The organism is Bacillus sp. JK106, from assembly GCF_053663355.1.
Map to the genome: position 1 here is coordinate 1 of NZ_JBSJQC010000006.1, position 20,892 is coordinate 20,892.

33 protein-coding genes, 1 rRNA gene and 1 pseudogene are annotated in these 20,892 nt (G+C 44.7%); 3 read left to right on the forward strand and 32 right to left on the reverse strand.

The window, feature by feature from the left end:
• A 16S ribosomal RNA gene (locus tag ACWJJS_RS18975) occupies positions 1-358 on the reverse strand; the annotation flags it as partial.
• 339 nt (positions 359-697) lie between these two features.
• Here ACWJJS_RS18975 and pdaB point away from each other — a divergent pair.
• On the forward strand, positions 698-1,462 hold the full coding sequence (gene pdaB, locus ACWJJS_RS18980; RefSeq protein WP_065180728.1) for a polysaccharide deacetylase family sporulation protein PdaB: 765 nt from the start codon (positions 698-700) through the stop codon (positions 1,460-1,462).
• Here the strand turns inward: pdaB and kbaA are convergent, their stop codons facing one another.
• On the reverse strand, positions 1,463-2,059 hold the full coding sequence (gene kbaA / locus ACWJJS_RS18985) for a KinB-signaling pathway activation protein (RefSeq protein ID WP_198863450.1): 597 nt from the start codon (positions 2,057-2,059) through the stop codon (positions 1,463-1,465). It lies immediately after the preceding gene.
• 107 nt (positions 2,060-2,166) lie between these two features.
• On the opposite strand from kbaA, the gene gerD reads away from it, so the two are divergent.
• Positions 2,167-2,724 carry a spore germination lipoprotein GerD gene (gerD, locus tag ACWJJS_RS18990; RefSeq protein ID WP_007615280.1) on the forward strand — a complete coding sequence of 186 codons (558 nt, stop codon included), beginning with the start codon at positions 2,167-2,169 and terminating at the stop codon, positions 2,722-2,724.
• Positions 2,725-2,756: 32 nt separating this feature from the next.
• On the opposite strand, the gene ACWJJS_RS18995 is transcribed toward gerD, so the two are convergent.
• The 3 genes from ACWJJS_RS18995 to ACWJJS_RS19005 all read right to left on the reverse strand — a co-directional run bounded on the left by ACWJJS_RS18995 (position 2,757) and on the right by ACWJJS_RS19005 (position 5,106).
• Positions 2,757-3,809: an Mrp/NBP35 family ATP-binding protein gene (locus ACWJJS_RS18995; protein ID WP_003156567.1), complete on the reverse strand. Its 1,053-nt coding sequence runs from the start codon at positions 3,807-3,809 to the stop codon at positions 2,757-2,759.
• Positions 3,810-3,888: 79 nt separating this feature from the next.
• Positions 3,889-4,602: an N-acetylmuramoyl-L-alanine amidase CwlD gene (gene cwlD, locus ACWJJS_RS19000; RefSeq protein ID WP_070081277.1), complete on the reverse strand. Its 714-nt coding sequence runs from the start codon at positions 4,600-4,602 to the stop codon at positions 3,889-3,891.
• Between the two features lie 60 nt (positions 4,603-4,662).
• On the reverse strand, positions 4,663-5,106 hold the full coding sequence (locus tag ACWJJS_RS19005; protein WP_003156564.1) for a DUF2521 family protein: 444 nt from the start codon (positions 5,104-5,106) through the stop codon (positions 4,663-4,665).
• Between the two features lie 130 nt (positions 5,107-5,236).
• Between ACWJJS_RS19005 and ACWJJS_RS19010 the strand changes: the two genes are divergently transcribed.
• Positions 5,237-5,710, forward strand: coding sequence for a DinB family protein (locus ACWJJS_RS19010; protein WP_151140332.1), 474 nt, complete (start codon positions 5,237-5,239; stop codon positions 5,708-5,710).
• A 13-nt stretch (positions 5,711-5,723) separates the two neighbouring features.
• Here the strand turns inward: ACWJJS_RS19010 and ACWJJS_RS19015 are convergent, their stop codons facing one another.
• The 27 genes and pseudogenes from ACWJJS_RS19015 to rplN all read right to left on the reverse strand — a co-directional run bounded on the left by ACWJJS_RS19015 (position 5,724) and on the right by rplN (position 20,887).
• On the reverse strand, positions 5,724-6,491 hold the full coding sequence (locus ACWJJS_RS19015) for a class I SAM-dependent methyltransferase (protein ID WP_070081275.1): 768 nt from the start codon (positions 6,489-6,491) through the stop codon (positions 5,724-5,726).
• Positions 6,492-6,628: 137 nt separating this feature from the next.
• On the reverse strand, positions 6,629-7,021 hold the full coding sequence (rpsI, locus tag ACWJJS_RS19020) for a 30S ribosomal protein S9 (protein WP_003225846.1): 393 nt from the start codon (positions 7,019-7,021) through the stop codon (positions 6,629-6,631).
• Between the two features lie 20 nt (positions 7,022-7,041).
• Positions 7,042-7,479, reverse strand: coding sequence for a 50S ribosomal protein L13 (rplM, locus tag ACWJJS_RS19025; protein ID WP_003156556.1), 438 nt, complete (start codon positions 7,477-7,479; stop codon positions 7,042-7,044).
• Between the two features lie 159 nt (positions 7,480-7,638).
• Complete coding sequence (gene truA / locus ACWJJS_RS19030) at positions 7,639-8,382, reverse strand: tRNA pseudouridine(38-40) synthase TruA (RefSeq protein ID WP_070081274.1); 744 nt, start codon at positions 8,380-8,382, stop codon at positions 7,639-7,641.
• 12 nt (positions 8,383-8,394) lie between these two features.
• Positions 8,395-9,192 (reverse strand): energy-coupling factor transporter transmembrane component T family protein, encoded by a 798-nt coding sequence (locus ACWJJS_RS19035; RefSeq protein WP_014304219.1) that lies wholly within the window; start codon positions 9,190-9,192, stop codon positions 8,395-8,397.
• Positions 9,189-10,058, reverse strand: a complete 870-nt coding sequence (locus tag ACWJJS_RS19040) for an energy-coupling factor ABC transporter ATP-binding protein (RefSeq protein WP_014416754.1) — start codon at positions 10,056-10,058, stop codon at positions 9,189-9,191. The genes ACWJJS_RS19035 and ACWJJS_RS19040 overlap by 4 nt, the downstream gene beginning before the upstream one ends.
• The gene (locus ACWJJS_RS19045) at positions 10,034-10,879 is read right to left on the reverse strand and encodes an energy-coupling factor ABC transporter ATP-binding protein (RefSeq protein WP_007615256.1); all 846 of its coding nucleotides are present in this window, start codon (positions 10,877-10,879) and stop codon (positions 10,034-10,036) included. Before ACWJJS_RS19045 ends, ACWJJS_RS19040 begins: the two co-directional genes overlap by 25 nt.
• Before the next feature lie 131 nt (positions 10,880-11,010).
• On the reverse strand, positions 11,011-11,373 hold the full coding sequence (rplQ, locus tag ACWJJS_RS19050) for a 50S ribosomal protein L17 (RefSeq protein WP_003156550.1): 363 nt from the start codon (positions 11,371-11,373) through the stop codon (positions 11,011-11,013).
• A gap of 77 nt (positions 11,374-11,450) precedes the next feature.
• Positions 11,451-12,395 carry a DNA-directed RNA polymerase subunit alpha gene (locus ACWJJS_RS19055; protein ID WP_003156549.1) on the reverse strand — a complete coding sequence of 315 codons (945 nt, stop codon included), beginning with the start codon at positions 12,393-12,395 and terminating at the stop codon, positions 11,451-11,453.
• A gap of 176 nt (positions 12,396-12,571) precedes the next feature.
• Positions 12,572-12,967, reverse strand: a complete 396-nt coding sequence (rpsK, locus tag ACWJJS_RS19060) for a 30S ribosomal protein S11 (RefSeq protein ID WP_007410409.1) — start codon at positions 12,965-12,967, stop codon at positions 12,572-12,574.
• Positions 12,968-12,987: 20 nt separating this feature from the next.
• On the reverse strand, positions 12,988-13,353 hold the full coding sequence (rpsM, locus tag ACWJJS_RS19065; protein ID WP_003156545.1) for a 30S ribosomal protein S13: 366 nt from the start codon (positions 13,351-13,353) through the stop codon (positions 12,988-12,990).
• Between the two features lie 22 nt (positions 13,354-13,375).
• Entirely contained in the window at positions 13,376-13,489 is a 114-nt protein-coding gene (gene rpmJ, locus ACWJJS_RS19070; RefSeq protein WP_003156543.1) for a 50S ribosomal protein L36, read from the reverse strand.
• A 33-nt stretch (positions 13,490-13,522) separates the two neighbouring features.
• Positions 13,523-13,741 carry a translation initiation factor IF-1 gene (gene infA / locus ACWJJS_RS19075; RefSeq protein WP_003156508.1) on the reverse strand — a complete coding sequence of 73 codons (219 nt, stop codon included), beginning with the start codon at positions 13,739-13,741 and terminating at the stop codon, positions 13,523-13,525.
• A pseudogene (locus ACWJJS_RS19080) lies at positions 13,719-14,001 on the reverse strand (KOW domain-containing RNA-binding protein). The gene infA and the pseudogene ACWJJS_RS19080 overlap by 23 nt, the downstream one beginning before the upstream one ends.
• Positions 14,002-14,065: 64 nt before the next feature.
• A complete protein-coding gene (gene map / locus ACWJJS_RS19085; protein WP_094247298.1) occupies positions 14,066-14,812 on the reverse strand; it encodes a type I methionyl aminopeptidase in 747 nt (248 codons plus the stop codon).
• Complete coding sequence (locus ACWJJS_RS19090) at positions 14,809-15,462, reverse strand: adenylate kinase (RefSeq protein ID WP_007410407.1); 654 nt, start codon at positions 15,460-15,462, stop codon at positions 14,809-14,811. The genes map and ACWJJS_RS19090 overlap by 4 nt, the downstream gene beginning before the upstream one ends.
• A 51-nt stretch (positions 15,463-15,513) precedes the next feature.
• The gene (gene secY / locus ACWJJS_RS19095) at positions 15,514-16,809 is read right to left on the reverse strand and encodes a preprotein translocase subunit SecY (protein ID WP_003156501.1); all 1,296 of its coding nucleotides are present in this window, start codon (positions 16,807-16,809) and stop codon (positions 15,514-15,516) included.
• Between the two features lies 1 nt (position 16,810).
• Positions 16,811-17,251: a 50S ribosomal protein L15 gene (gene rplO, locus ACWJJS_RS19100; protein ID WP_003156499.1), complete on the reverse strand. Its 441-nt coding sequence runs from the start codon at positions 17,249-17,251 to the stop codon at positions 16,811-16,813.
• Between the two features lie 30 nt (positions 17,252-17,281).
• On the reverse strand, positions 17,282-17,461 hold the full coding sequence (rpmD, locus tag ACWJJS_RS19105) for a 50S ribosomal protein L30 (protein WP_003156497.1): 180 nt from the start codon (positions 17,459-17,461) through the stop codon (positions 17,282-17,284).
• Between the two features lie 13 nt (positions 17,462-17,474).
• Positions 17,475-17,975, reverse strand: coding sequence for a 30S ribosomal protein S5 (gene rpsE / locus ACWJJS_RS19110; RefSeq protein ID WP_003328273.1), 501 nt, complete (start codon positions 17,973-17,975; stop codon positions 17,475-17,477).
• 24 nt (positions 17,976-17,999) lie between these two features.
• A complete protein-coding gene (gene rplR / locus ACWJJS_RS19115; RefSeq protein ID WP_003156492.1) occupies positions 18,000-18,362 on the reverse strand; it encodes a 50S ribosomal protein L18 in 363 nt (120 codons plus the stop codon).
• A gap of 34 nt (positions 18,363-18,396) precedes the next feature.
• Entirely contained in the window at positions 18,397-18,936 is a 540-nt protein-coding gene (gene rplF / locus ACWJJS_RS19120) for a 50S ribosomal protein L6 (RefSeq protein ID WP_003156490.1), read from the reverse strand.
• Between the two features lie 30 nt (positions 18,937-18,966).
• Positions 18,967-19,365 carry a 30S ribosomal protein S8 gene (gene rpsH / locus ACWJJS_RS19125; protein ID WP_003156489.1) on the reverse strand — a complete coding sequence of 133 codons (399 nt, stop codon included), beginning with the start codon at positions 19,363-19,365 and terminating at the stop codon, positions 18,967-18,969.
• Positions 19,366-19,396: 31 nt separating this feature from the next.
• Positions 19,397-19,582 (reverse strand): 30S ribosomal protein S14, encoded by a 186-nt coding sequence (rpsN, locus tag ACWJJS_RS19130; RefSeq protein ID WP_003156488.1) that lies wholly within the window; start codon positions 19,580-19,582, stop codon positions 19,397-19,399.
• A 22-nt stretch (positions 19,583-19,604) separates the two neighbouring features.
• Positions 19,605-20,144 (reverse strand): 50S ribosomal protein L5, encoded by a 540-nt coding sequence (gene rplE / locus ACWJJS_RS19135; RefSeq protein ID WP_003156487.1) that lies wholly within the window; start codon positions 20,142-20,144, stop codon positions 19,605-19,607.
• A 26-nt stretch (positions 20,145-20,170) separates the two neighbouring features.
• Positions 20,171-20,482, reverse strand: coding sequence for a 50S ribosomal protein L24 (gene rplX / locus ACWJJS_RS19140; protein WP_003156486.1), 312 nt, complete (start codon positions 20,480-20,482; stop codon positions 20,171-20,173).
• Positions 20,483-20,518: 36 nt separating this feature from the next.
• Positions 20,519-20,887, reverse strand: a complete 369-nt coding sequence (gene rplN, locus ACWJJS_RS19145; RefSeq protein ID WP_003156485.1) for a 50S ribosomal protein L14 — start codon at positions 20,885-20,887, stop codon at positions 20,519-20,521.
• Positions 20,888-20,892 lie beyond the last annotated feature (5 nt).

The following is a 20,892-nucleotide window of genomic DNA, read 5'->3' on the forward strand; positions in this document are numbered from 1 at the left end:
GCCTCCCGTAGGAGTCTGGGCCGTGTCTCAGTCCCAGTGTGGCCGATCACCCTCTCAGGTCGGCTACGCATCGTCGCCTTGGTGAGCCGTTACCTCACCAACTAGCTAATGCGCCGCGGGTCCATCTGTAAGTGGTAGCCAAAGCCACCTTTTATGTCTGAACCATGCGGTTCAAACAACCATCCGGTATTAGCCCCGGTTTCCCGGAGTTATCCCAGTCTTACAGGCAGGTTACCCACGTGTTACTCACCCGTCCGCCGCTAACATCAGGGAGCAAGCTCCCATCTGTCCGCTCGACTTGCATGTATTAGGCACGCCGCCAGCGTTCGTCCTGAGCCAGGATCAAACTCTCCGATAAAGTAGTTTGACTGACTACGCACATCGCTGTGCGATTTATTTAAAACTTTGAATTAACAGGTACGTTTTGTCTTGTTTAGTTTTCAAAGATCATTGCCGCTTGTTGAAGCAGCTTTATTATCTTACCACCCAGCTTCTTTTATGTCAACAACTTTTTTAAGTTGTTTCCGAAGCTTTTTGTTGTTGTCTGCTGTCCATCAGCGACGTTTAATAATATACCATGCATCCGCTGAATTTAGCAAGTATTTTTTTCGTTTTTTTTGAAACGTATTTCGTTATATTCATCTCCGCCGCGGCATACGATGTAATCAAGCATGGACAAGATAAGGAGGCGTCATCAGTGAACCACTTCTACGTGTGGCACATCAGAAGGATAAAACAGCTGCTTATTATTATCATTGCCGCATTTGCAGCAGCCAGCTTTTTTTATATACAGAGAGCCGTCCCCCTTCCTGTATTTTTAACTGATAGCGGCCCGAAGGCTATTTCAAAAGGGGAAACGAAAGCGGGCGAAGTCGCATTAACATTCGATATCAGCTGGGGCGACGAAAAAGCGGTTCCGATTCTGAACGCGCTAAAAGCAAACGGTATTAAAAACGCCACTTTTTTTCTGTCAGCTTCTTGGGCGGAACGGCACCCGGACACAGTTGAACGTATGGTAAAAGACGGACATCAAATCGGCAGCATGGGATATGCGTATAAGAATTATACCAACCTAGAGGACAATGAAATAAAAAAAGATATCCTCCGGGCCCAGACCGCATTTAAAAAGCTGGGTGTGAAGAATGTTCATTTACTCCGCCCGCCGACCGGACAATTTAATAAAAAGGTTCTTACCATTGCACAGCAGTACCGCTATTCAGTGGTTCATTACAGCGTTAACTCGCAGGATTGGACAAATCCCGGTCCTGATAAAATCATTGAAAATGTAAACAGTCATATAAAAGGAGGCGACATTGTCCTGCTGCACGCCTCTGATTCAGCAACACAGACCGAAGAAGCGCTCCCCGCCATCATTCACAATTTAAAGCAAAAAGGACTGAAAAACGTGACAGTCGGCGACCTGATCGCAAATACTGACGTCAAGTCATCAGAAGTGAAATAACTACCTCTGGGCAAACTTCGGCAGCATTAACAGCTGAAACGCATTGCAGCCCATCAGCGGAATCAGCATCAAATAAAGCCAGTCCTCATTATTCACTCTTAGCGCAGGAACCCATTCAAGCGCTGTAATTACGACCATTAAAAATAATGATGAAACGAACGTATTTTTTGAGGACTGCTTTTGTTTTATATACGCCGTCAACAGGCCGACGGCAAGCAGAGCCAGCGGCAGCCAGACAAACCCCGCAATCGAGTCATCCCGCTCACCAAAAAACAAAAATCTGACGTACATTAAATCAAAAGCGACAAACAGAATGATAAACAGCTGAAGCAGATTCCAAAGCGAGTTTGATCTGAGAATTTCAAGGGCAAACCGGTGCACTGTCAGAAAAACGAAGAATCCCATCTGGCTGATCACACTGAAAATCATGCCTACCCCGATAAACCAGATCAGAACGGAGAAAATCTGACCGGCCTCAAAATTCAGAAAGAACTCCTTGTACTCCCCCCACTTCAGTGCAAATCCCACGACGCTTGTAATAAGAGCGCCCACAGCTAAAATCGAAAAGAAAAATCGAACAAGCCCGCGGCTTTTCATCTCTTATTCATCCCCCTGACAATCGCGTTCAGCGATATTTTGTTATGTATAAATCCATTCCGATGAATCATATTAAAAATAAGTACAAGTAAGGAAGGAGCTTATGCATGTCAAAAGCCAAAACGCTATTGATAAGCTGTTTTGTTGTATTATCTGTAACAGCTTGTGCTCCAAAAGACCAAGCAGCGGATATGGATTATGACCAGACTAAAAAAATGGTTGTTGATATATTAAAGACAGATGATGGAAAAAAAGCAATTAAGGAAATATTAAATGATGATGCGATGAATGAGGCATTGGTGATTGATCAAAATGCCATTAAAGGCACAATAGAGAAAACCCTCACCTCTAAAAAAGGGGCGGAGTTCTGGAAAACCATCTTTGAAGACTCAAAGTTCGCCGAGAGCTTTGCAAAAACGCTTCAGCCCGAGCACGAAAAAATCATAAAAAAACTGATGAAAGACCCTGATTATCAGAAAAGTTTTATGCAGATCATGCAGGACCCCGGCATGGATAAAAAATACTATGAGCTGGTGAAAAGCCAAAAGTTCCGCAGTTACTTAGAAGATGTAATTACAGAGACACTTTCCAGCCCGCTTTTCAAAAAGCAATTCGAGGATGAATTGAAAAAAGCGGCTTCAAGCTCTGAAAAAGAAAGCCAATAAAAGGCCGGGCCGTGTTGATCCCGGCCCCTTTTTTATTCAGCTGTTTTTTCAATGACTTTCTGGGCGATTCCCATATAAATTTCCCCGATCGGATGACTTCTGTCATAGACAGAAGGCGCAAACTGGTCCTTGTCCCAATCAGGCTGTTTTAAAGGAATTCTGCCAAGCAGCGGCACCTGCAATTCCTCTGCAAGCTTATCTCCCCCGCCTTGACCGAACACATATTCTCTCTCGCCGGTTTTTGCACTTTCATAATAAGCCATATTTTCAATGACCCCTACAACTTCATGATCGGTCTTAATCGCCATAGAACCCGCTCTCGCCGCTACAAATGCGGCTGTAGGGTGCGGCGTTGATACGATAATCTCTTTGCAGCTCGGAAGCATCGTGTGTACATCGAGCGCCACATCACCCGTGCCGGGCGGCAGGTCGAGAACGATATAGTCAACCTCTCCCCAGTCAACCTCATGGAAGAAGTTATTCAGCATCTTGCCCAGCATCGGCCCTCTCCACACAACCGGAGCGTTTTCTTCGACGAAAAAGCCCATCGACATAACCTTTACTCCAAATCTTTCGACAGGAAGCAGTTTTTCTCCTTCAACTGTCGGGCGAACGGTAATACCCATCATGTCCGGCACGCTGAATCCGTATATATCCGCGTCGATCAAGCCGACTTTTTTGCCGAGCCGCGCAAGAGAAATGGCCAGGTTGACGGAAACCGTTGATTTGCCGACACCGCCTTTTCCGCTTGCCACCGCAAGAAAGACCGGCGGATGTTTCCTATTCAGCAGAGTTTCGCTTTCAGCAGCAGGCCGGCTGAATTTCGCCAATGTTTCTTCCGGCAGCTCTTCAAACCGCAGTCCGACAGTTTCCGCACCCGCTTCTTTCAAAACGGATACGATTTCCTGCTGAATGCCCATCTGTTCAGCCGTCCCCGTTTTTGCCAATGCAATTTTTACACTGACATGCCGTTTTTCCGGCTTGACCTTTACTTCTTTAATGGCATCCAATTCTCCCAGCGGTCTATGAAGAAAAGGTTCGCGCATGTTTCCGACTATATTTCTTACTTCATCTTCTCTTATCATCGAACCCTCACCCTTTGTGTATTCGTTTACAAATGGTATTATACCATATATTAAACGCAGAATCGGCGAAAAACCCTCCTTACTCGGGAGGGTCTCCTTTCTCTGTGAAATATCTCAATACGCCCTTATACACGGAAGAAGCGATTTTGTCCTGATATTTAGGCTGGCCGAGCCTTTTCGCTTCCGCGGGATTGGACAGAAATCCGATTTCCACCAGCGCGCCCGGTTTGGTTACATTCTGCATTAAGTAAATGCCGTGTATCCGTTTTGCCTTTCTCGTTGTATTCTCCAAATTGATTCTCAATTCGTCCTGTATATATTTTGCCACTTTTTCATTCTCTTCGTATTTTCCATAGTAGAAGCTTTGGGCGCCGCTCCATCTCGGTGACGGTATGGCGTTCAGATGAATGCTGATATAAAGCTCCGCCTCTGAACGGTTGATGATCTCCACGCGCTTTCTCAGATCTTCCGCTTTGCGTCGGCTGTAGCCTCTCGTCCCTTCAGGAGCTAAATCAGTATCCGTCTCCCGCGTCATAATGACCAAAGCTCCCTGCTCCTGCAAATAGTCTCTGACCCTGGAGGCCACTTCGAGAGTAATGTCCTTTTCAAGGTGACTGCCTCCCGTGGCGCCTCCGTCCGGCCCGCCGTGTCCCGGATCGAGATAGATGATTTTCCCGCTCAGCGGCAGGCTCCACGGCCGCCAGGAATCATCATTATGGAATTGAAACCGGAATAAACACAATAATATGATAAAGCCAAGTAAAAAACCGAGCCATTTCAGCTTTTTTGTCATATCTTCCCCTCCCGCTTGTCCCCGTTATTAATAAGTATGGGACAAGGGAAGAAATTATGATTACCTCATGCGGAGCTTACATTGTTTTTCCCTTTGCAGAAATCCTTCCGTCCACCAGCTGTTGATAAACCGGCAGGACGCTTCATAGATTTCTTTTTGTTCAACGGAAGAATATTGCTCATGCGTCCAATTGCAAAGATATTCAAAAAAATCGGCCGTCAGTTCTTCCTCTTCTTCAGCCGAACGGGCGTTTGCCCTCTGCAAAGACTCACCATAATAGCCAAAGACGCCGAACCGGCCGCCTAATAAATACGCTTCAATTGCAAAATCTATGCATCCTTCACTCAGAATGCCGTTTTCGTCTTGAAGAAAGGGAAACAAAGGGGTAAGACATGCTTTTACGGACTGAATGATCTGCGTCAGTGACAGCTCCTTTAGTAAACTCTTCTCAAGCTCATAATCCTTCTGCCGTTTCACGTCTGAAAAAGATAATACTTCTGCCATTGCCAGCCACGCTCCTTTTTACTGTTATTTTGAAAGGAAAAGGGAGAAAGCATGCTTTGTTGATAGTGGAAATCCTCCCAAATGAAGGAGTTTCATGTTAACTGGAAGAATAAAGAGCTGAGGTGACGTGATGAAAAAGCTGTTTCAATACAATTGGACGGTGCGTGACGAGTGGTTTATGATATGTGAAAAGCTGAGCCGGGAGGAAATGACGAAAACCCGGACAGGCGGAATGGAGAGCATCTTGCGGACTTTATTTCATATCATTGATGTCGAGATCAGCTGGGCTCGTGCCATTTTAGGTAAAGATGATGTTTTACCCGCTGAGTCTGACTATACGAGCATTCAGGATCTCAGAAAGCTGTCTGAACAGTATCGGGAGGATGTCATTCATGCGGTCTCCCGCAAAGGGCCGGATCTTGTTAAGCCGGACTGGATGGACCAAACCTTTCCTAAAGAAGATATTCTCCGCCACATCCTTGCGCATGAGATTCACCATATGGGACAACTGTCAGTTTGGGCCAGAGAAATTGGAATAGAACCGGTTTCGGCTAATGTGATCAGCCGTCCGCAGGAAAAAGCCGCAAAAAAACAGCACCTCTGACGGGATGCCGTTTTTATATTTTAATGCTTCTTGTTACGGAGTATGTATTAATGTATTCATCCAGCACGAGGCCGCCTTTGTCCTCGTAAAAACCGGCAACCATAAAGCCTGCGTCAATCTGACCTTTAATTTGATCCTCCAGCGTATGGCCGAATTCAAGCGCTTCATGATTATCAATAAGTTCCTTTACCTTTTTCTTACTCAGATCTTTTTCATCCGAAAACGGAATGGAATACTTTACTTTTAGTACGCCTTCCTGCTCTAAATCCATATCAAATAAGAACACGACGGGATTTACAAAACCGGAGACTAAAGACCCGCCTTTTTTCAATACGCGATGAGCTTCTTTCCATACCGGAAGAACCGTATCAACAAAGCAATTCGATACCGGGTGCACGATAAAATCAAATGTCTCATCATCAAAACAGCTCAGATCATTCATGCTGCCTTTGACAGTCCGAAGCGTAAGATCGTCCCGCTCGGCAACCATTCTGTCTTGCGCAAGCTGTTTTTCCGAATTGTCAAAGATGGTGACGTCCGCTCCTGCAGCAGCAAGGACCGGCCCTTGCTGTCCTCCTCCTGAAGCAAGACAAAGAACCTTCAGACCGTCTATGGGCGGAAACCAATCCGCCGGCACATCTTTTCCGGGGGTCATTCTGATGCTCCAATTGCCTTTTTTCGCTTCACCAATCGTATGAGAATCAACCGCAACCGTCCATTCATTGCCTGTTTCGACTTTTTTATCCCATGCCTTGCTGTTATGTATGACTAACTTATTCATTATAACTGCGCTCCTTATTGGTAATGAATAGAGTATAACAAACAATTCTAGAAAAACATCGGATAACCTCTTCGATATGAGAAAAAAATACAAAAAAACCACAACCAAGAAGTTGTGGTTTTTGCCATCCAAAACGATTAACGTTTTGAGAACTGAGGTGCACGACGAGCGCCTTTAAGACCGTATTTTTTACGTTCTTTCATACGAGCGTCACGAGTCAGAAGACCAGCACGTTTAAGTGTTGCACGGTATTCTGGATCTGCTTCAAGCAAAGCACGAGCGATACCGTGACGGATTGCTCCAGCTTGACCAGATAAGCCGCCTCCATGTACGTTTACTAAAACATCATAAGTACCAGCTGTTTCAGTTAAAGTTAATGGTTGTTTGATATCTTCGATTAGAGCCGGAGATGGAATGTGCTCGCTGATTTCACGATTATTAACGACGATACGACCTTCTCCTGGAACTAAGCGCACACGCGCTACAGAACTTTTACGACGGCCAGTACCGTAATATTGAACCTGTGCCAAATTGGTAACCTCCTTTTTAATTAACCGCGAAGTTCGTAAACTTCAGGTTTTTGTGCTTCATGTGGATGCTCAGAACCACGGTATACGTTCAATTTCTTGAACATTTGACGACCTAGAGAACCTTTTGGAAGCATGCCTTTGATAGCAAGCTCAAGCATTTTCTCAGGGTAGTTTGTACGCATTTCAAGAGCTGTTCTTGATTTCAGACCGCCTGGGTGCATTGTGTGACGGTAGTAGATTTTATCAGTTAACTTTTTACCAGTTAACTCGATTTTTTCAGCGTTGATGATGATCACATGATCTCCAGTATCAACGTGCGGTGTGTAAGTCGGTTTGTGTTTCCCGCGAAGGATAGATGCAACTTCTGTAGAAAGACGTCCTAAAGTCTTGCCTGCTGCATCAACAACTAACCACTTGCGTTCAATAGTACTTGCGTTAGCCATAGGTGTTGTACGCATTTAATTCCCTCCTAAATGATCTGTCATTTTTTCATAAACTTCTGTTACGTTCTATTTCACAACACAATAAGTTCCGGGGCTTATCGTGGGGTTGAAATACATACCATATGATATCTTATAACTTTATGCAGACTCTGTCAAGAAAATGTTACACCTGGTTTAGTTGTCATAGCAAACGCTCCATAAATACAGCCCGTGCCCCGGTGCGGTGCGCCCCGCGGCTTCGCGATCCTTCGCTTTGAGCATTGCTTTTACATCATCGGGAGAAAATTTTCCAGCTCCTGTATCCAATAACGTTCCGGCAATGATTCTGACCATATTATAGAGAAAACCGTTTCCGGTGATCCGCATCTGCAGGCCGTCTCCGGTCTCAGTCCAATCCAGCTCGTAAATCGTTCTGACCTTATCCTGAACCGCGGTATCAGCCGCGCAAAAGCTTGTGAAATCATGTGTCCCGATGAGGTGCCTTGAAGCTTCCCTCATTTTCTGCACATTAAGCTGATATGCAAAATGGTAAGCGTAATGTCGTTTAAATACGTCCGGGTGTTTCTCCGTATATACAAAGTAGCGATATTCCTTTTGGACCGCGCTAAATCGTGCATGGAACCCATCATCCGCAATCTCTGCTGTTTTGACGGCAATATCATCAGGCAGCAGGGCATTGAGCGCAAACGGCCATTTCTCAGCCGGGATGGACAGCGGCGTATCAAAATGAATGACCTGCCCGGCAGCATGAACATCGCTGTCCGTGCGGCCCGATGAGATGACAGGCACCCTGCCATCCGTTTTGTGGATGACGGCCAGCGCTTTTTCCAATTCACTTTGAACGGTCCGCTTTCCAGGCTGAACCTGATATCCGTTAAATAAATGCCCGTCATAAGCAATGGTACATTTCACTCTCATTCAGCAGCACCTCTAACTTCTTAAGAAAAACAATAACACGGCTAATACGATGATGAGCAGAATGGCTCCGGTATCCTTTCCGGTCCAGACGAGCTTTCTGTATTTCGTTCTCCCCTCACCGCCCTGGTAGCCTCTCGCCTCCATGGCGACCGCAAGCTCTTCCGCGCGTTTAAAGGCGCTGACAAACAGCGGGACAAGCAGCGGAACAACCGCTTTGATTCTGTCTTTCACCGGGCCGCTTGTAAAGTCCGCACCCCTCGCCATTTGCGCCTTCATGATTTTATCTGTCTCTTCCATCAATGTCGGGATAAATCGCAATGATATCGACATCATCAATGCGAGTTCGTGTACAGGCAACTTCACCTTTTTAAAAGGATTCAGGAGCTGCTCCATTCCATCCGTTATTTCAATCGGCGTTGTTGTCAGCGTCAGCAGCGTCGTCATAAAGATAAGGTAAACGAAACGGAGGGAGATAAAAATCCCCTGTATAAGTCCGCCCTCATACACTTTAAACCAGCCAAGCTGAAAAATGACAGATCCTTCATGCGTCATGAAAATGTGTAATAAAAAGGTAAACGCCACAATCCAGATAATCGGCTTAAGCCCCTTCAGCAAAAAGCTGAACGGCACTCGTGTTAAGGCGATCACCCCGAATGTAAACAAACCGAGCAAAGCGTACGTCTGTACGTTGTTTGCCAAAAAAACGATACATACAAAAAGAAAGATGCTGACAAGTTTTGTTCGCGGGTCCAATCGGTGAATAAGCGATGATCCGGGAACATACTTTCCGATAATCATGCTGTCCATCATTGGTCCTTTTCCTCCTGAAAGAAAGCCTTAATTTCGCTCGCGGCATCCTGCAGGGTCAGCATGGGTTTCTCATACTTGACTCCGAGAGCCTTCTCAAGCCGTCTCTGAAACTTCACCGACTCAGGAAGATCCAGTCCCATTTCGGCCATCTCTTCACCTTTTACAAACAAGTCACGCGGACTCCCCGTCGCTTTAATGGTTCCTTTGTGCATGACGATCATTTCGTCAGCATAGCGGGCGGCGTCCTCCATGCTGTGGGTGACGAGAACGGTAGTCAGGTTTCCCCGCTGATGAAGCGCATAGAACATGTCCATAATGTCCTGGCGCCCTCTCGGATCAAGACCGGCCGTCGGTTCATCCAAAACCAGCACTTCCGGCTCCATCGCGAGAACGCCGGCAATCGCCACTCTCCGCATCTGGCCGCCGCTGAGCTCAAACGGTGAACGATCCAAAATGTCTTCCGGAAGGCCCACAAGCCCCAGCATTTCTTTTGCTTTCCGTTCAGCGTCTTCTTTTTTTACACCGAAATTCATCGGTCCGAATGCGATGTCCTTCAGCACAGTCTCTTCAAACAGCTGATGTTCGGGAAATTGGAAAACGATTCCGACTTTTTTTCGCAAAGTCTTAAGGTCTTTATTTTTTTTACCGGCTGCCAGAATCGTGCTCCCGAGCTCAAGCTGTCCTTTAGTCGGTTTCAGCAAACCGTTTAAATGCTGCAGGAGCGTCGATTTGCCCGACCCTGTATGCCCGATGACGGCAACGTAGCTACCCTCTTTTATCACGGCATTGATATCATACAGAGCAAGCCGTTCAAACGGTGTCTTCATTTGATAGCGGTGTTCTACATCTTTGATTTTAATGTCCACAGCTCATTCACCAGCCCTTCCTGAGTCAGATGGTTTTTCGTTAACGCCAGTCCGCTTTCTTTCAAAAGCAGGCTGAGCTGGAATGAGAAAGGCAAATCAAGACCGATGCGAACCAAGTCTTCATTTAATTTAAAAATCTCTTCAGGCGTGCCCTCTGCATATTTCCTGCCGCCGTTCATCACAATGATCCTGTCCGCCCTTGCGGCTTCTTCCAGGTCATGTGTTATCGAAATGACGGTGGCCATGCCCTGATCTTTTAAGCGTCTGACAGTATCAAGGACTTCTTCTCTCCCAATCGGGTCAAGCATGGATGTCGCTTCATCCAAAATCATAATATCAGGACGCGCGGCAATAATTCCCGCGATCGCCACTCTTTGTTTTTGACCTCCGGAGAGATGGTGCGGCTCTTGATCAAGAAAATCCTGCATATTGACTTGTGTGACAGCCCAATCTACTCTCTCAATCATTTCTTCGCGCGGAACACCATTGTTTTCTAAACCAAAAGCCACATCATCGCGAACAGTCGTTCCGACAAATTGGTTATCGGGATTCTGAAAGACCATCCCTATTTTTTTTCGCACATCCCACACGGTATCCTCAGTCAGCTTGATGCCGCCGACTTCAATTTCTCCGGCCTCAGGCAAAATCAGCCCGTTCAGCGCTCTGGCCAAAGTCGACTTCCCTGAACCGTTGTGACCTACGATAGCAAGCCATTCTCCTTCATATACCTCCAGACTCACACCGTCCAGCGCCGGTCTTTCTGCATCTTTGCGGTAGCGGAATAGAATGTCTTTTACGGATATAAGCTGTTTTTGATCCACGGGCGCCTGACCTCCTCTCAGCTATAGCTCTGCTTTTCTGTCTCATGATAAAAAGTTCTGATATCTAAAAAAAGGGCATAGATCCAGTTAGAAACTGTCCCGCCCTTCTTTAGATACACAAAAATATGTGATTAAACCAATTCGATGATTGCCATTGGTGCACCGTCACCACGGCGAGGACCAAGCTTCATAATACGTGTGTATCCGCCTTGGCGCTCCTCGTAACGAGTTGCAATGTCAGAGAATAATTTTTGAAGTGCATCTTGGTTATTTTCTTCATTAGCAACCTCGTTGCGAATGTATGCAGCAGCTTGACGACGAGCATGCAAGTCACCGCGCTTACCAAGAGTGATCATCTTTTCAACAACAGAGCGAAGTTCTTTCGCACGTGTTTCAGTTGTTTCAATTCTTTCGTTGATGATCAAATCTGTTGTAAGATCACGAAGCATAGCTTTACGCTGTGAACTCGTACGTCCTAGTTTTCTGTATGACATGTGATGTCCCCTCCTTTAATGGAATGCTGTTTCTAATTAAAAAACACACGAAAATCCTAGTTCACATGGAAACTAGATCAATCGTCTTTGCGAAGGCCGAGTCCAAGTTCTTCAAGTTTCGCTTTCACTTCTTCAAGTGATTTGCGTCCCAGGTTGCGAACTTTCATCATATCTTCTTCCGTCTTGTTCGCAAGTTCTTGAACCGTGTTAATGCCCGCACGCTTCAAGCAGTTGTAAGAACGGACAGAAAGATCAAGTTCCTCAATCGTCATTTCAAGAACTTTTTCTTTTTGGTCCTCTTCTTTTTCAACCATGATTTCAGCATGCTGAGCTTCGTCAGTTAAACCGACGAATATATTAAGGTGTTCAGTTAAAATCTTTGAACCGAGAGCAATTGCTTCCTTCGGTCCAGTGCTTCCGTCAGTCCAAACATCAAGTGTAAGTTTGTCATAGTTTGCAACCTGGCCTACACGAGTGTTTTCTACCTGATAAGATAAACGAGAAACTGGCGTAAAGATTGAATCGATCGGAATCACGCCGATTGGCTGATCGTCTCTTTTGTTCGAATCAGCAGGTGTATACCCACGTCCTCTTTGTGCAGTAAGGCGAACTCGGAAACTCGCATTCTCACCAAGAGTCGCGATATGAAGATCCGGATTAAGGATTTCAACATCGCTGTCGTGTGTAATATCAGCTGCTGTGACAGTTCCTTCGCCCTGTACATCAATTTCAAGCGTCTTCTCTTCATCAGAGTAGATTTTCAATGCAAGCTTTTTAATGTGCAAGATTATCGTTGTAACATCTTCCACAACGCCTTCGATTGTCGAGAATTCGTGCAGTACACCATCTATCTGGATCGATGTTACAGCGGCACCAGGGAGTGAGGATAAGAGGATACGACGTAAGGAGTTACCCAGAGTTGTACCATATCCACGCTCAAGCGGCTCTACGACAAACTTACCAAATTTGGCATCGTCGCTGATTTCAACCGTTTCGATTTTTGGTTTTTCAATCTCGATCATTACTTAAAACCCTCCTTCAAAACGTCGAAACCTCGAATAGAATCATATGAGATTCCATCCGAAATTCCCCATTGTTTAGTCCCGTATGTGCTCAGGCAACGAGTCGGTGCATTCGTTTCATAAATAACTGTATCATAACCCATTATTGACAGGGACACAAAATCTATACAAACAAATTACACGCGGCGACGTTTTGGTGGACGGCATCCATTATGAGGAACAGGAGTTACGTCTCTGATAGCTGTAACTTCAAGTCCGGCAGCTTGTAAAGCACGGATTGCAGCTTCACGGCCAGAACCTGGTCCTTTAACAGTTACTTCAAGAGTTTTAAGTCCGTGTTCGATTGAACCTTTAGCAGCTGTTTCAGCAGCCATTTGCGCAGCAAAAGGAGTCGATTTACGAGAACCTCTGAATCCTAGAGCTCCGGCACTTGACCAAGAAAGAGCATTACCATGAGTATCAGTGATCGTAACGATCGTGTTGTTGAAAGTTGAACGAATATGAGCGATTCCTGACTCAATATTCTTTTTCACGCGACGTTTACGCGTGTTTTGTTTACGAGCAGCAGCCATTGTTTAGGTACCTCCCTTACTTATTTTTTCTTGTTAGCTACAGTACGACGCGGACCTTTACGAGTACGCGCATTGTTTTTAGAGTTTTGTCCGCGAACAGGCAAACCTCTGCGATGGCGGATTCCGCGGTAGCTTCCGATTTCGATCAGACGCTTGATGTTAAGAGAAACTTCACGGCGAAGGTCACCTTCTACTTTCAGTTTGTCAATAACATCACGGATTTTACCAAGTTCTTCTTCAGTAAGATCACGCACACGAGTATCTTCAGAAACACCAGCCTCTTTCAAGACTTGCTGAGCCGTTGTGCGGCCAATTCCGAAGACATATGTTAAAGAAATAACAACACGTTTGTCACGTGGGATATCTACACCAGCAATACGAGCCATTCTCTGGGCACCTCCTTATTAATTATCCTTGTTTTTGTTTATGCTTTGGATTTTCACAGATCACCATTACTTTTCCTTTTCTGCGAATAACTTTACATTTCTCGCAGATTGGTTTAACTGATGGTCTCACTTTCATGTGTTTCCAACCTCCTTCAGTTTCCGGAGTGCTTTATTTGTAACGGTACGTAATCCTGCCACGAGTTAAGTCATATGGAGATAATTCTACCGTAACTTTGTCTCCAGGTAAAATGCGAATGAAGTGCATGCGGATTTTACCAGATACGTGAGCCAAAACCGTATGGCCATTTTCGAGTTCAACTTTGAACATCGCGTTTGGCAGTGTTTCGACAATCGTACCTTCCACTTCAATTACATCGTCTTTCGCCATTCAAGTGTTCTCCCTTCTTCAAATCAGTAACTTGCTCTCTGACAAATTTCAAAAGAGAAAATCTCAGTTATCCGTTTGTCACACGCCCTGTTTCGTTTATACTGTTCTGAACTTCCGGAGATACGCAATCATAAAGGGTGAATGATTGATATTCTTTTTCTAAGGAGAATGAAATGTACGCTTTTCTCCGTCTGCTTTAGTACACGATGATGAGTCTTCATTCCGATGACAGCAGCTAGCCGGTTTTTCTTCCGACCAATTGTAAACCTACAATCTGCCCAAGTGCGGAATGAAAAACATGTGTCATGGAATTCATTTCATCATCTAGACTTTTGTCAGTATATCAAAACCCGTTTCCGTAATCGCAATCGTATGTTCAAAATGAGCACACTTTTTCCCATCTACCGTTACAACCGTCCAGTTATCAGCCAATGTTTTCACATATCGGCTGCCAGCGTTAACCATCGGTTCTATAGCGAGAACCATGCCAGGCTTCAGCCTAGGTCCTTTGTTTGGCGGACCGTAATGAGGAATTTGCGGATCCTCATGCAAGTCTTGACCAACACCATGTCCGACATACTCCCTAACAACTGAAAACTGCTCCTTTTCGACATACGTTTGTATTGCGTGGGAAATATTCGACAAACGTTCACCTGGTTTTGCTTCCTTCAAGCCTTTATATAAAGACTCCTCTGTCACTTCCAGCAGTCGTTTATCATCATCACTGATGTTTCCTACCGGATATGTCCAAGCAGAGTCACCATGATAACCATTTAATTTAGCACCGATATCAATGCTGATAATGTCACCGTCACGCAAAACCCTTTTACCGGGAATTCCGTGAACGAGTTCTTCATTAACTGATACACAGATGCTCCCGCGAAACCCATTATACCCCTTAAAAGATGGGATTGCACCCTGCTTCTCAATAAAACGTTCGGCAATTTGATCCAATTCTTTTGTCGAGATTCCTGGTTTAATGTGCTTTTTCATCTCTTCATGAGTCAAAGCCACGATTCGCCCTGCCTCCCGCATGATGCTAAGCTCACGAGGGGTCTTACAGATAATCATTTGCTCAATCCTCCAAGAAGCTCTTTCACATCTTTGTACACGTCGTTAATGTCCTGCTGGCCATTGACGTTGACAAGATACCCTTTCTCAGAATAAAAATCGAGTAAAGGCTGAGTCTGCTTCATGTTGACCTCAAGCCGTTTTGAGACGGTTTCCTCATTATCATCTGCCCGTTGATAAAGGTCTCCTCCGTCTTTATCACAAACACCCGGCGTTTTCGGCGGATTGAAAACCAAATGATAGGTTGTGCCGCAAACACTGCAAATTCTGCGTCCAGTCAAACGTTCCATTAAAGAGTCTTTGTCTACTTTAATGTTAATGACATAATCAATCGGCTTGCCGTATTCCTCAAGAATGTTTTCAAGAGCTTCAGCCTGAGCGACTGTTCGCGGAAATCCGTCCAGAAGAAAACCTCTTTCACAATCATCTTTGCCGAGTCTTTCTTTGACAATGCCGATTGTGACTTCGTCCGGTACGAGCTCGCCTTTATCAATATAAGACTTTGCTTCGAGTCCGAGTGGTGTTTCTTCTTTCATAGCAGCACGGAACATATCTCCCGTTGAGATATGAGGTATCCCATAATCCTCAACAATTCGTTCTCCCTGTGTGCCTTTACCGGCTCCAGGAAGTCCCATTAAGACTAAGTTCATTCGGATTTCCCCCGTCCTCTCTTATTAAGAGGAATGGTTAAAACCAGTCCTCTAATTTTTCATAAATCCTCGGTAATTACGTTTCACTAACTGGCTCTCCAGCTGCTTCATTGTCTCCAAGGCTACCCCGACGACAATTAACAATGATGTTCCGCCAATCTGTGCACTTTGAGGCAATCCAGCGAATTGAATGAAAAAGATAGGAAGAATGGAAATCACGGCTAAGAATATAGAACCCACAAACGTAAGTCGATACAAAATGCTCGTAATTCTATCTTGAGTCATTTTCCCTGGACGAACCCCCGGGATATAGCCACCCTGTTTTTTAAGGTTATCAGCCATTTGTTCAGGGTTTACCTGCACAAAAGCATAGAAGTACGTAAAGGCGATAATTAATGCGACATAAACCGTCATGCCCACCGGATGTGTATTGTCAAAGTTGGCTTGAATCCACTTTGTCACATCGTTTTCTCCAAAAAATGACGCGATAGTACGCGGCGTAATAAGGAACGCAACCGCAAAGATTACCGGAATAACCCCTGCCGGATTCACTTTAAGCGGAAGGTGAGTTGACTGGCCTCCGCCAACAGGTGAACGACCTTGCCCTTTTGCATATTGAATCGCGATTTTGCGTACGGCCTGCTGAATGAAAATAACACCAACAATAACGGCCAAAATCGCAATCACCAGTAAAGCGATTTTTACAATATGAATAAACAGCTGATCGCTGCTGCCGACAAATTGAGTCTCATAAATCTGCCCAACAGTTTTCGGAATACTAGCCACAATCCCCGCGAAGATGATGATCGAAATTCCGTTACCTACTCCATTGGAAGTAATTTGTTCTCCCAGCCACATTAAAAAAGCAGTTCCTCCAGTGAGTACTAAAGCAATAATCAGATATGTCGATATGCCGGATTTTTCAATCAGCATACCGTTTGCCAGGTTGTTAAACCCGTAAGACATACCTAATGCCTGGATAAAACCAAGCACAATCGTAAAATATCTCGTGAACTGAGCTAATTTACGGCGGCCGACTTCACCTTGCTTAGACCACTCGGTAAACTTCGGCACAACATCCATCTGAAGCAGCTGAATGATGATGGAAGCAGTGATGTAAGGCGTAATTCCCATCGCAAAAATGGAGAACTGATAAAGCGCACCGCCGCCAAATGTGTTAAGGAGATCAAAAACCCCCATCGAACTTTGTGTCTGCAACGCCTGAGCATTTACATATGGCACAGGGATAAACGCACCTATGCGAAAGACGATAAGCATGAGTAATGTAAAAATGATTTTATTCCGAATATCACTCACACGCATAAAGTTGGAGATTGTCTTAAACAAGTTAGATCACCTCAGCTGTACCGCCAGCAGCTTCAACAGCTTCTTTCGCAGAAGCAGAGAATTTATTGGCTTTTACAGTTAATTTTTTCTCTAATTTACCGTTGCCAAGAATCTTTACTCCTGCATTAAGTTTGCTAATAACACCAGTCTCAAGAAGAAGTTCAGGAGTGACTTCCGTTCCTTCCGCAAAACCGTTCAATTTGTCTACGTTCACAATAGCGTATTCCTTACGGTTGATGTTTGTAAAACCGCGCTTAGGAAGACGTTGGAATAAAGGCATTTGTCCCCCCTCGAATCCAGGGCGTACACCGCCGCCAGAACGAGCGTTTTGACCTTTGTGACCTTTACCAGCTGTTTTACCGTTACCAGAACCAATACCACGACCTACGCGATTGCGTACTTTACGTGAACCTTCTGAAGGCTTTAATTCATGAAGTTTCATTAGGACACCTCCTTAGCCTATAATTTATTTTTATTGTTCTTTAACAGAAACTAGATGAGATACTTTATTAATCATACCGCGGATCGCAGCGTTATCTTCATGAACGACAGTTTGGTTTGTTTTCTTTAAACCAAGTGTTCTTACAGTAACGCGCTGATCTTCCGGGCGACCGATTACACTGCGTTTGAGGGTAATTTCTAATTTAGCCATTAATGTTCCCTCCTTATCCTAACAGTTCTTCTACAGATTTTCCACGAAGCTTCGCAACGTCTTCGGCACGTTTAAGCTCACTTAAACCTTGAAGTGTTGCACGGATCATGTTGATCGGTGTGTTAGAACCTAAAGACTTAGAAAGGATATCAGCAACGCCAGCAAGCTCAAGTACCGCACGTACAGGGCCTCCAGCGATAACTCCAGTACCTTCAGAAGCAGGTTTCAACAAGATATTGCCTGCACCGAAACGTCCGATGATTTCGTGTGGAATCGTAGTTCCAACCATTGGTACTTCAATCAAATTCTTTTTCGCATCTTCAACAGCTTTGCGGATTGCTTCAGGTACTTCTTGTGCTTTACCAGTACCGAAACCTACGTGACCGTTTTTGTCACCGACAACGACTAGAGCTGCGAAACGGAAACGACGACCACCTTTAACAACTTTCGCTACGCGGTTAACCGTAACTAAGCGTTCTTCTAACTCTAATTTGCTTGGGTCAATACGACGCATAATCATGTGTCCCTCCTTTTTTTATTAAAATTTCAGTCCGGCTTCACGAGCTGCATCGGCCAGAGCTTTTACACGTCCATGGTATAAGTATCCGCCGCGGTCAAATACTACGTCAGAAACACCTTTCTCAGAAGCGCGTTTCGCAACGAGTTCACCGACTTTAGCAGCAGCAGCGCTGTCACCAGTGCTTTCCACGTTCAAATCTTTATCGAGAGTAGAGGCACTAGCAAGTGTAACGCCATTTACATCATCGATGATTTGAGCATAAATGTGTTTGTTTGAACGGAACACATTCAGACGAGGTCTTTCAGCTGTGCCTGAAAGTTTAGCACGAACACGGGCATGTCTTTTTTGACGAGCAGCATTTTTGCTAGTTTTCGTAATCATCCTTAGGTCACTCCTTTCTTCACTTTAAGCGGTCTTACTTAGCAGATTTACCTTCTTTACGGCGAACAACTTCACCTTCGTAGCGGATTCCTTTACCTTTGTAAGGCTCTGGAGAACGTACAGCGCGGATGTTAGCAGCGATAGCTCCTACACGCTCTTTGTCTGTACCTTTTACAACTACTTTAGTTTGAGAAGGAACTTCGATTTCGATGCCCTCTTCAGGAACGATCTCAACAGGGTGAGAGTATCCAACGTTTAAAACAAGTTTGTTTCCGGATTTAGCCGCACGATAACCGACACCGACTAATTCCAAACCTCTTTCAAATCCTTTAGATACGCCTTCAACCATGTTTCCAAGCAGACTGCGAGTCGTACCATGCAGCGCACGGTGCTCTTTGTGATCAGAAGGACGAGTAACTGTAAGCACGTTGTCCTCAATTTTGATTTCCATATCAGGATGGAAAGTACGAGTTAATTCTCCTTTTGGTCCTTTTACAGCTACAGTGTTGCCTTCGTTCAGCGTTACTGTAACTCCAGAAGGGATCTCAAGCAGTTTTTTACCTACACGAGACATACTAAAACACCTCCATTCTTGTTAAACTTCTTACCAAACGTATGCTAGAACTTCTCCACCAGCTTGTTTTGCACGGGCTTCTTTGTCCGTTAAAACACCTTGTGATGTAGAAATAATCGCGATTCCAAGACCGTTAAGTACGCGAGGTACTTCATTTGATTTAGCGTATACACGCAAACCTGGTTTGCTGATTCTTTTAAGACCAGTGATAACGCGCTCGTTGTTTTGTCCGTATTTCAAGAAAACGCGGATGATACCTTGTTTGCTGTCTTCTACGAACTCAACGTCACGAATGAAACCTTCACGCTTTAAAATGTCAGCAATTTCTCTTTTCAATTTAGAAGCAGGAATTTCAAGCTTCTCATGACGTACCATGTTTGCATTGCGAATACGAGTCAGCATATCTGCAATTGGATCTGTCATAACCATTATATAATTACCTCCTTCCCATTCTTGGGGATTACCAGCTGGCTTTTTTCACGCCAGGAATTTGTCCTTTATATGCAAGCTCACGGAAACAAATACGGCAAAGTTTAAATTTACGAATGACTGAGTGCGGACGTCCGCAGCGTTCACAGCGAGTGTACTCTTGCACTTTAAACTTTGGTGTACGTTGTTGTTTCGCAATCATTGACTTTTTAGCCACGATTTCGCCTCCCTTTCATTGATTATTTCTGGAACGGCATACCTACTTGAGTTAATAGCTCACGAGCCTCTTCGTCAGAGTTAGCAGTCGTTACGATAACGATGTCCATTCCGCGAACCTTTGTTACTTTATCGTAGTCAATTTCAGGGAAGATTAACTGTTCTTTGATACCAAGAGTGTAGTTTCCGCGACCGTCGAAAGATTTCTTAGAAATCCCGCGGAAGTCACGTACACGCGGTAAAGATACAGAAATAAGTTTATCAAGGAAATCATACATGCGCTCTCCGCGAAGAGTTACTTTCGCACCGATAGGCATTCCCTCACGAAGACGGAATCCAGCAATTGATTTCTTCGCACGAGTAACGACAGGTTTTTGACCTGCGATAAACGTTAATTCTTCAACAGCACTGTCGATTGCTTTTGCGTTTTGAACAGCATCACCGACACCCATGTTGATTACGATTTTTTCGATTTTTGGCACCTGCATAACAGAGTCGTAGTTGAACTTCGTCATTAAAGCAGGTGAAATTTCTTTATTGTACTTTTCTTTAAGGCGGTTCATGAGATAGACCTCCCTTCCTTTAAATACTATTTATCTAAGACTTGCCCAGATTTTTTTGCAACACGAACTTTTTTGCCATCTTCCACTTTGTATCCTACGCGAGTCACTTCACCTGTTTTAGGATCGAGCGGCATAACGTTTGATACATGAATTGGCGCCTCTTGATTAGAAATACCGCCTTGAGGGTTTGCTTGAGTTGGTTTAGAGTGCTTCTTCACCATGTTTACGCCCTCAACTAGAACGCGGTCCTTTTTAGGGAAAGCAGCAAGGATCGTACCTTGTTTGCCTTTATCTTTACCAGAGATAACCATTACTTTATCGCCTTTTTTCACATGCATCCTGATCGCACCTCCTTGAGTAAGGCATTTATTTCATTAGATAACTTCTGGAGCCAGAGAAACAATTTTCATGAAGTTGTTTTCACGTAATTCACGGGCAACCGGTCCGAAGATACGAGTTCCACGCGGGCTCTTGTCGTCACGGATGATAACACATGCATTCTCATCGAAGCTGATGTATGATCCGTCAGATCTGCGTGCACCGCTTTTTGTGCGAACGATAACAGCTCTTACGACTTCACCTTTTTTGACAACGCCTCCTGGTGTTGCTTGTTTAACCGTGCAAACAATTACATCACCAATGTTAGCCGTTTTACGTCCAGAACCGCCAAGAACTTTAATAGTAAGTACCTCACGCGCACCGGAGTTGTCAGCAACTTTTAAACGAGTCTCTTGTTGAATCATTATTT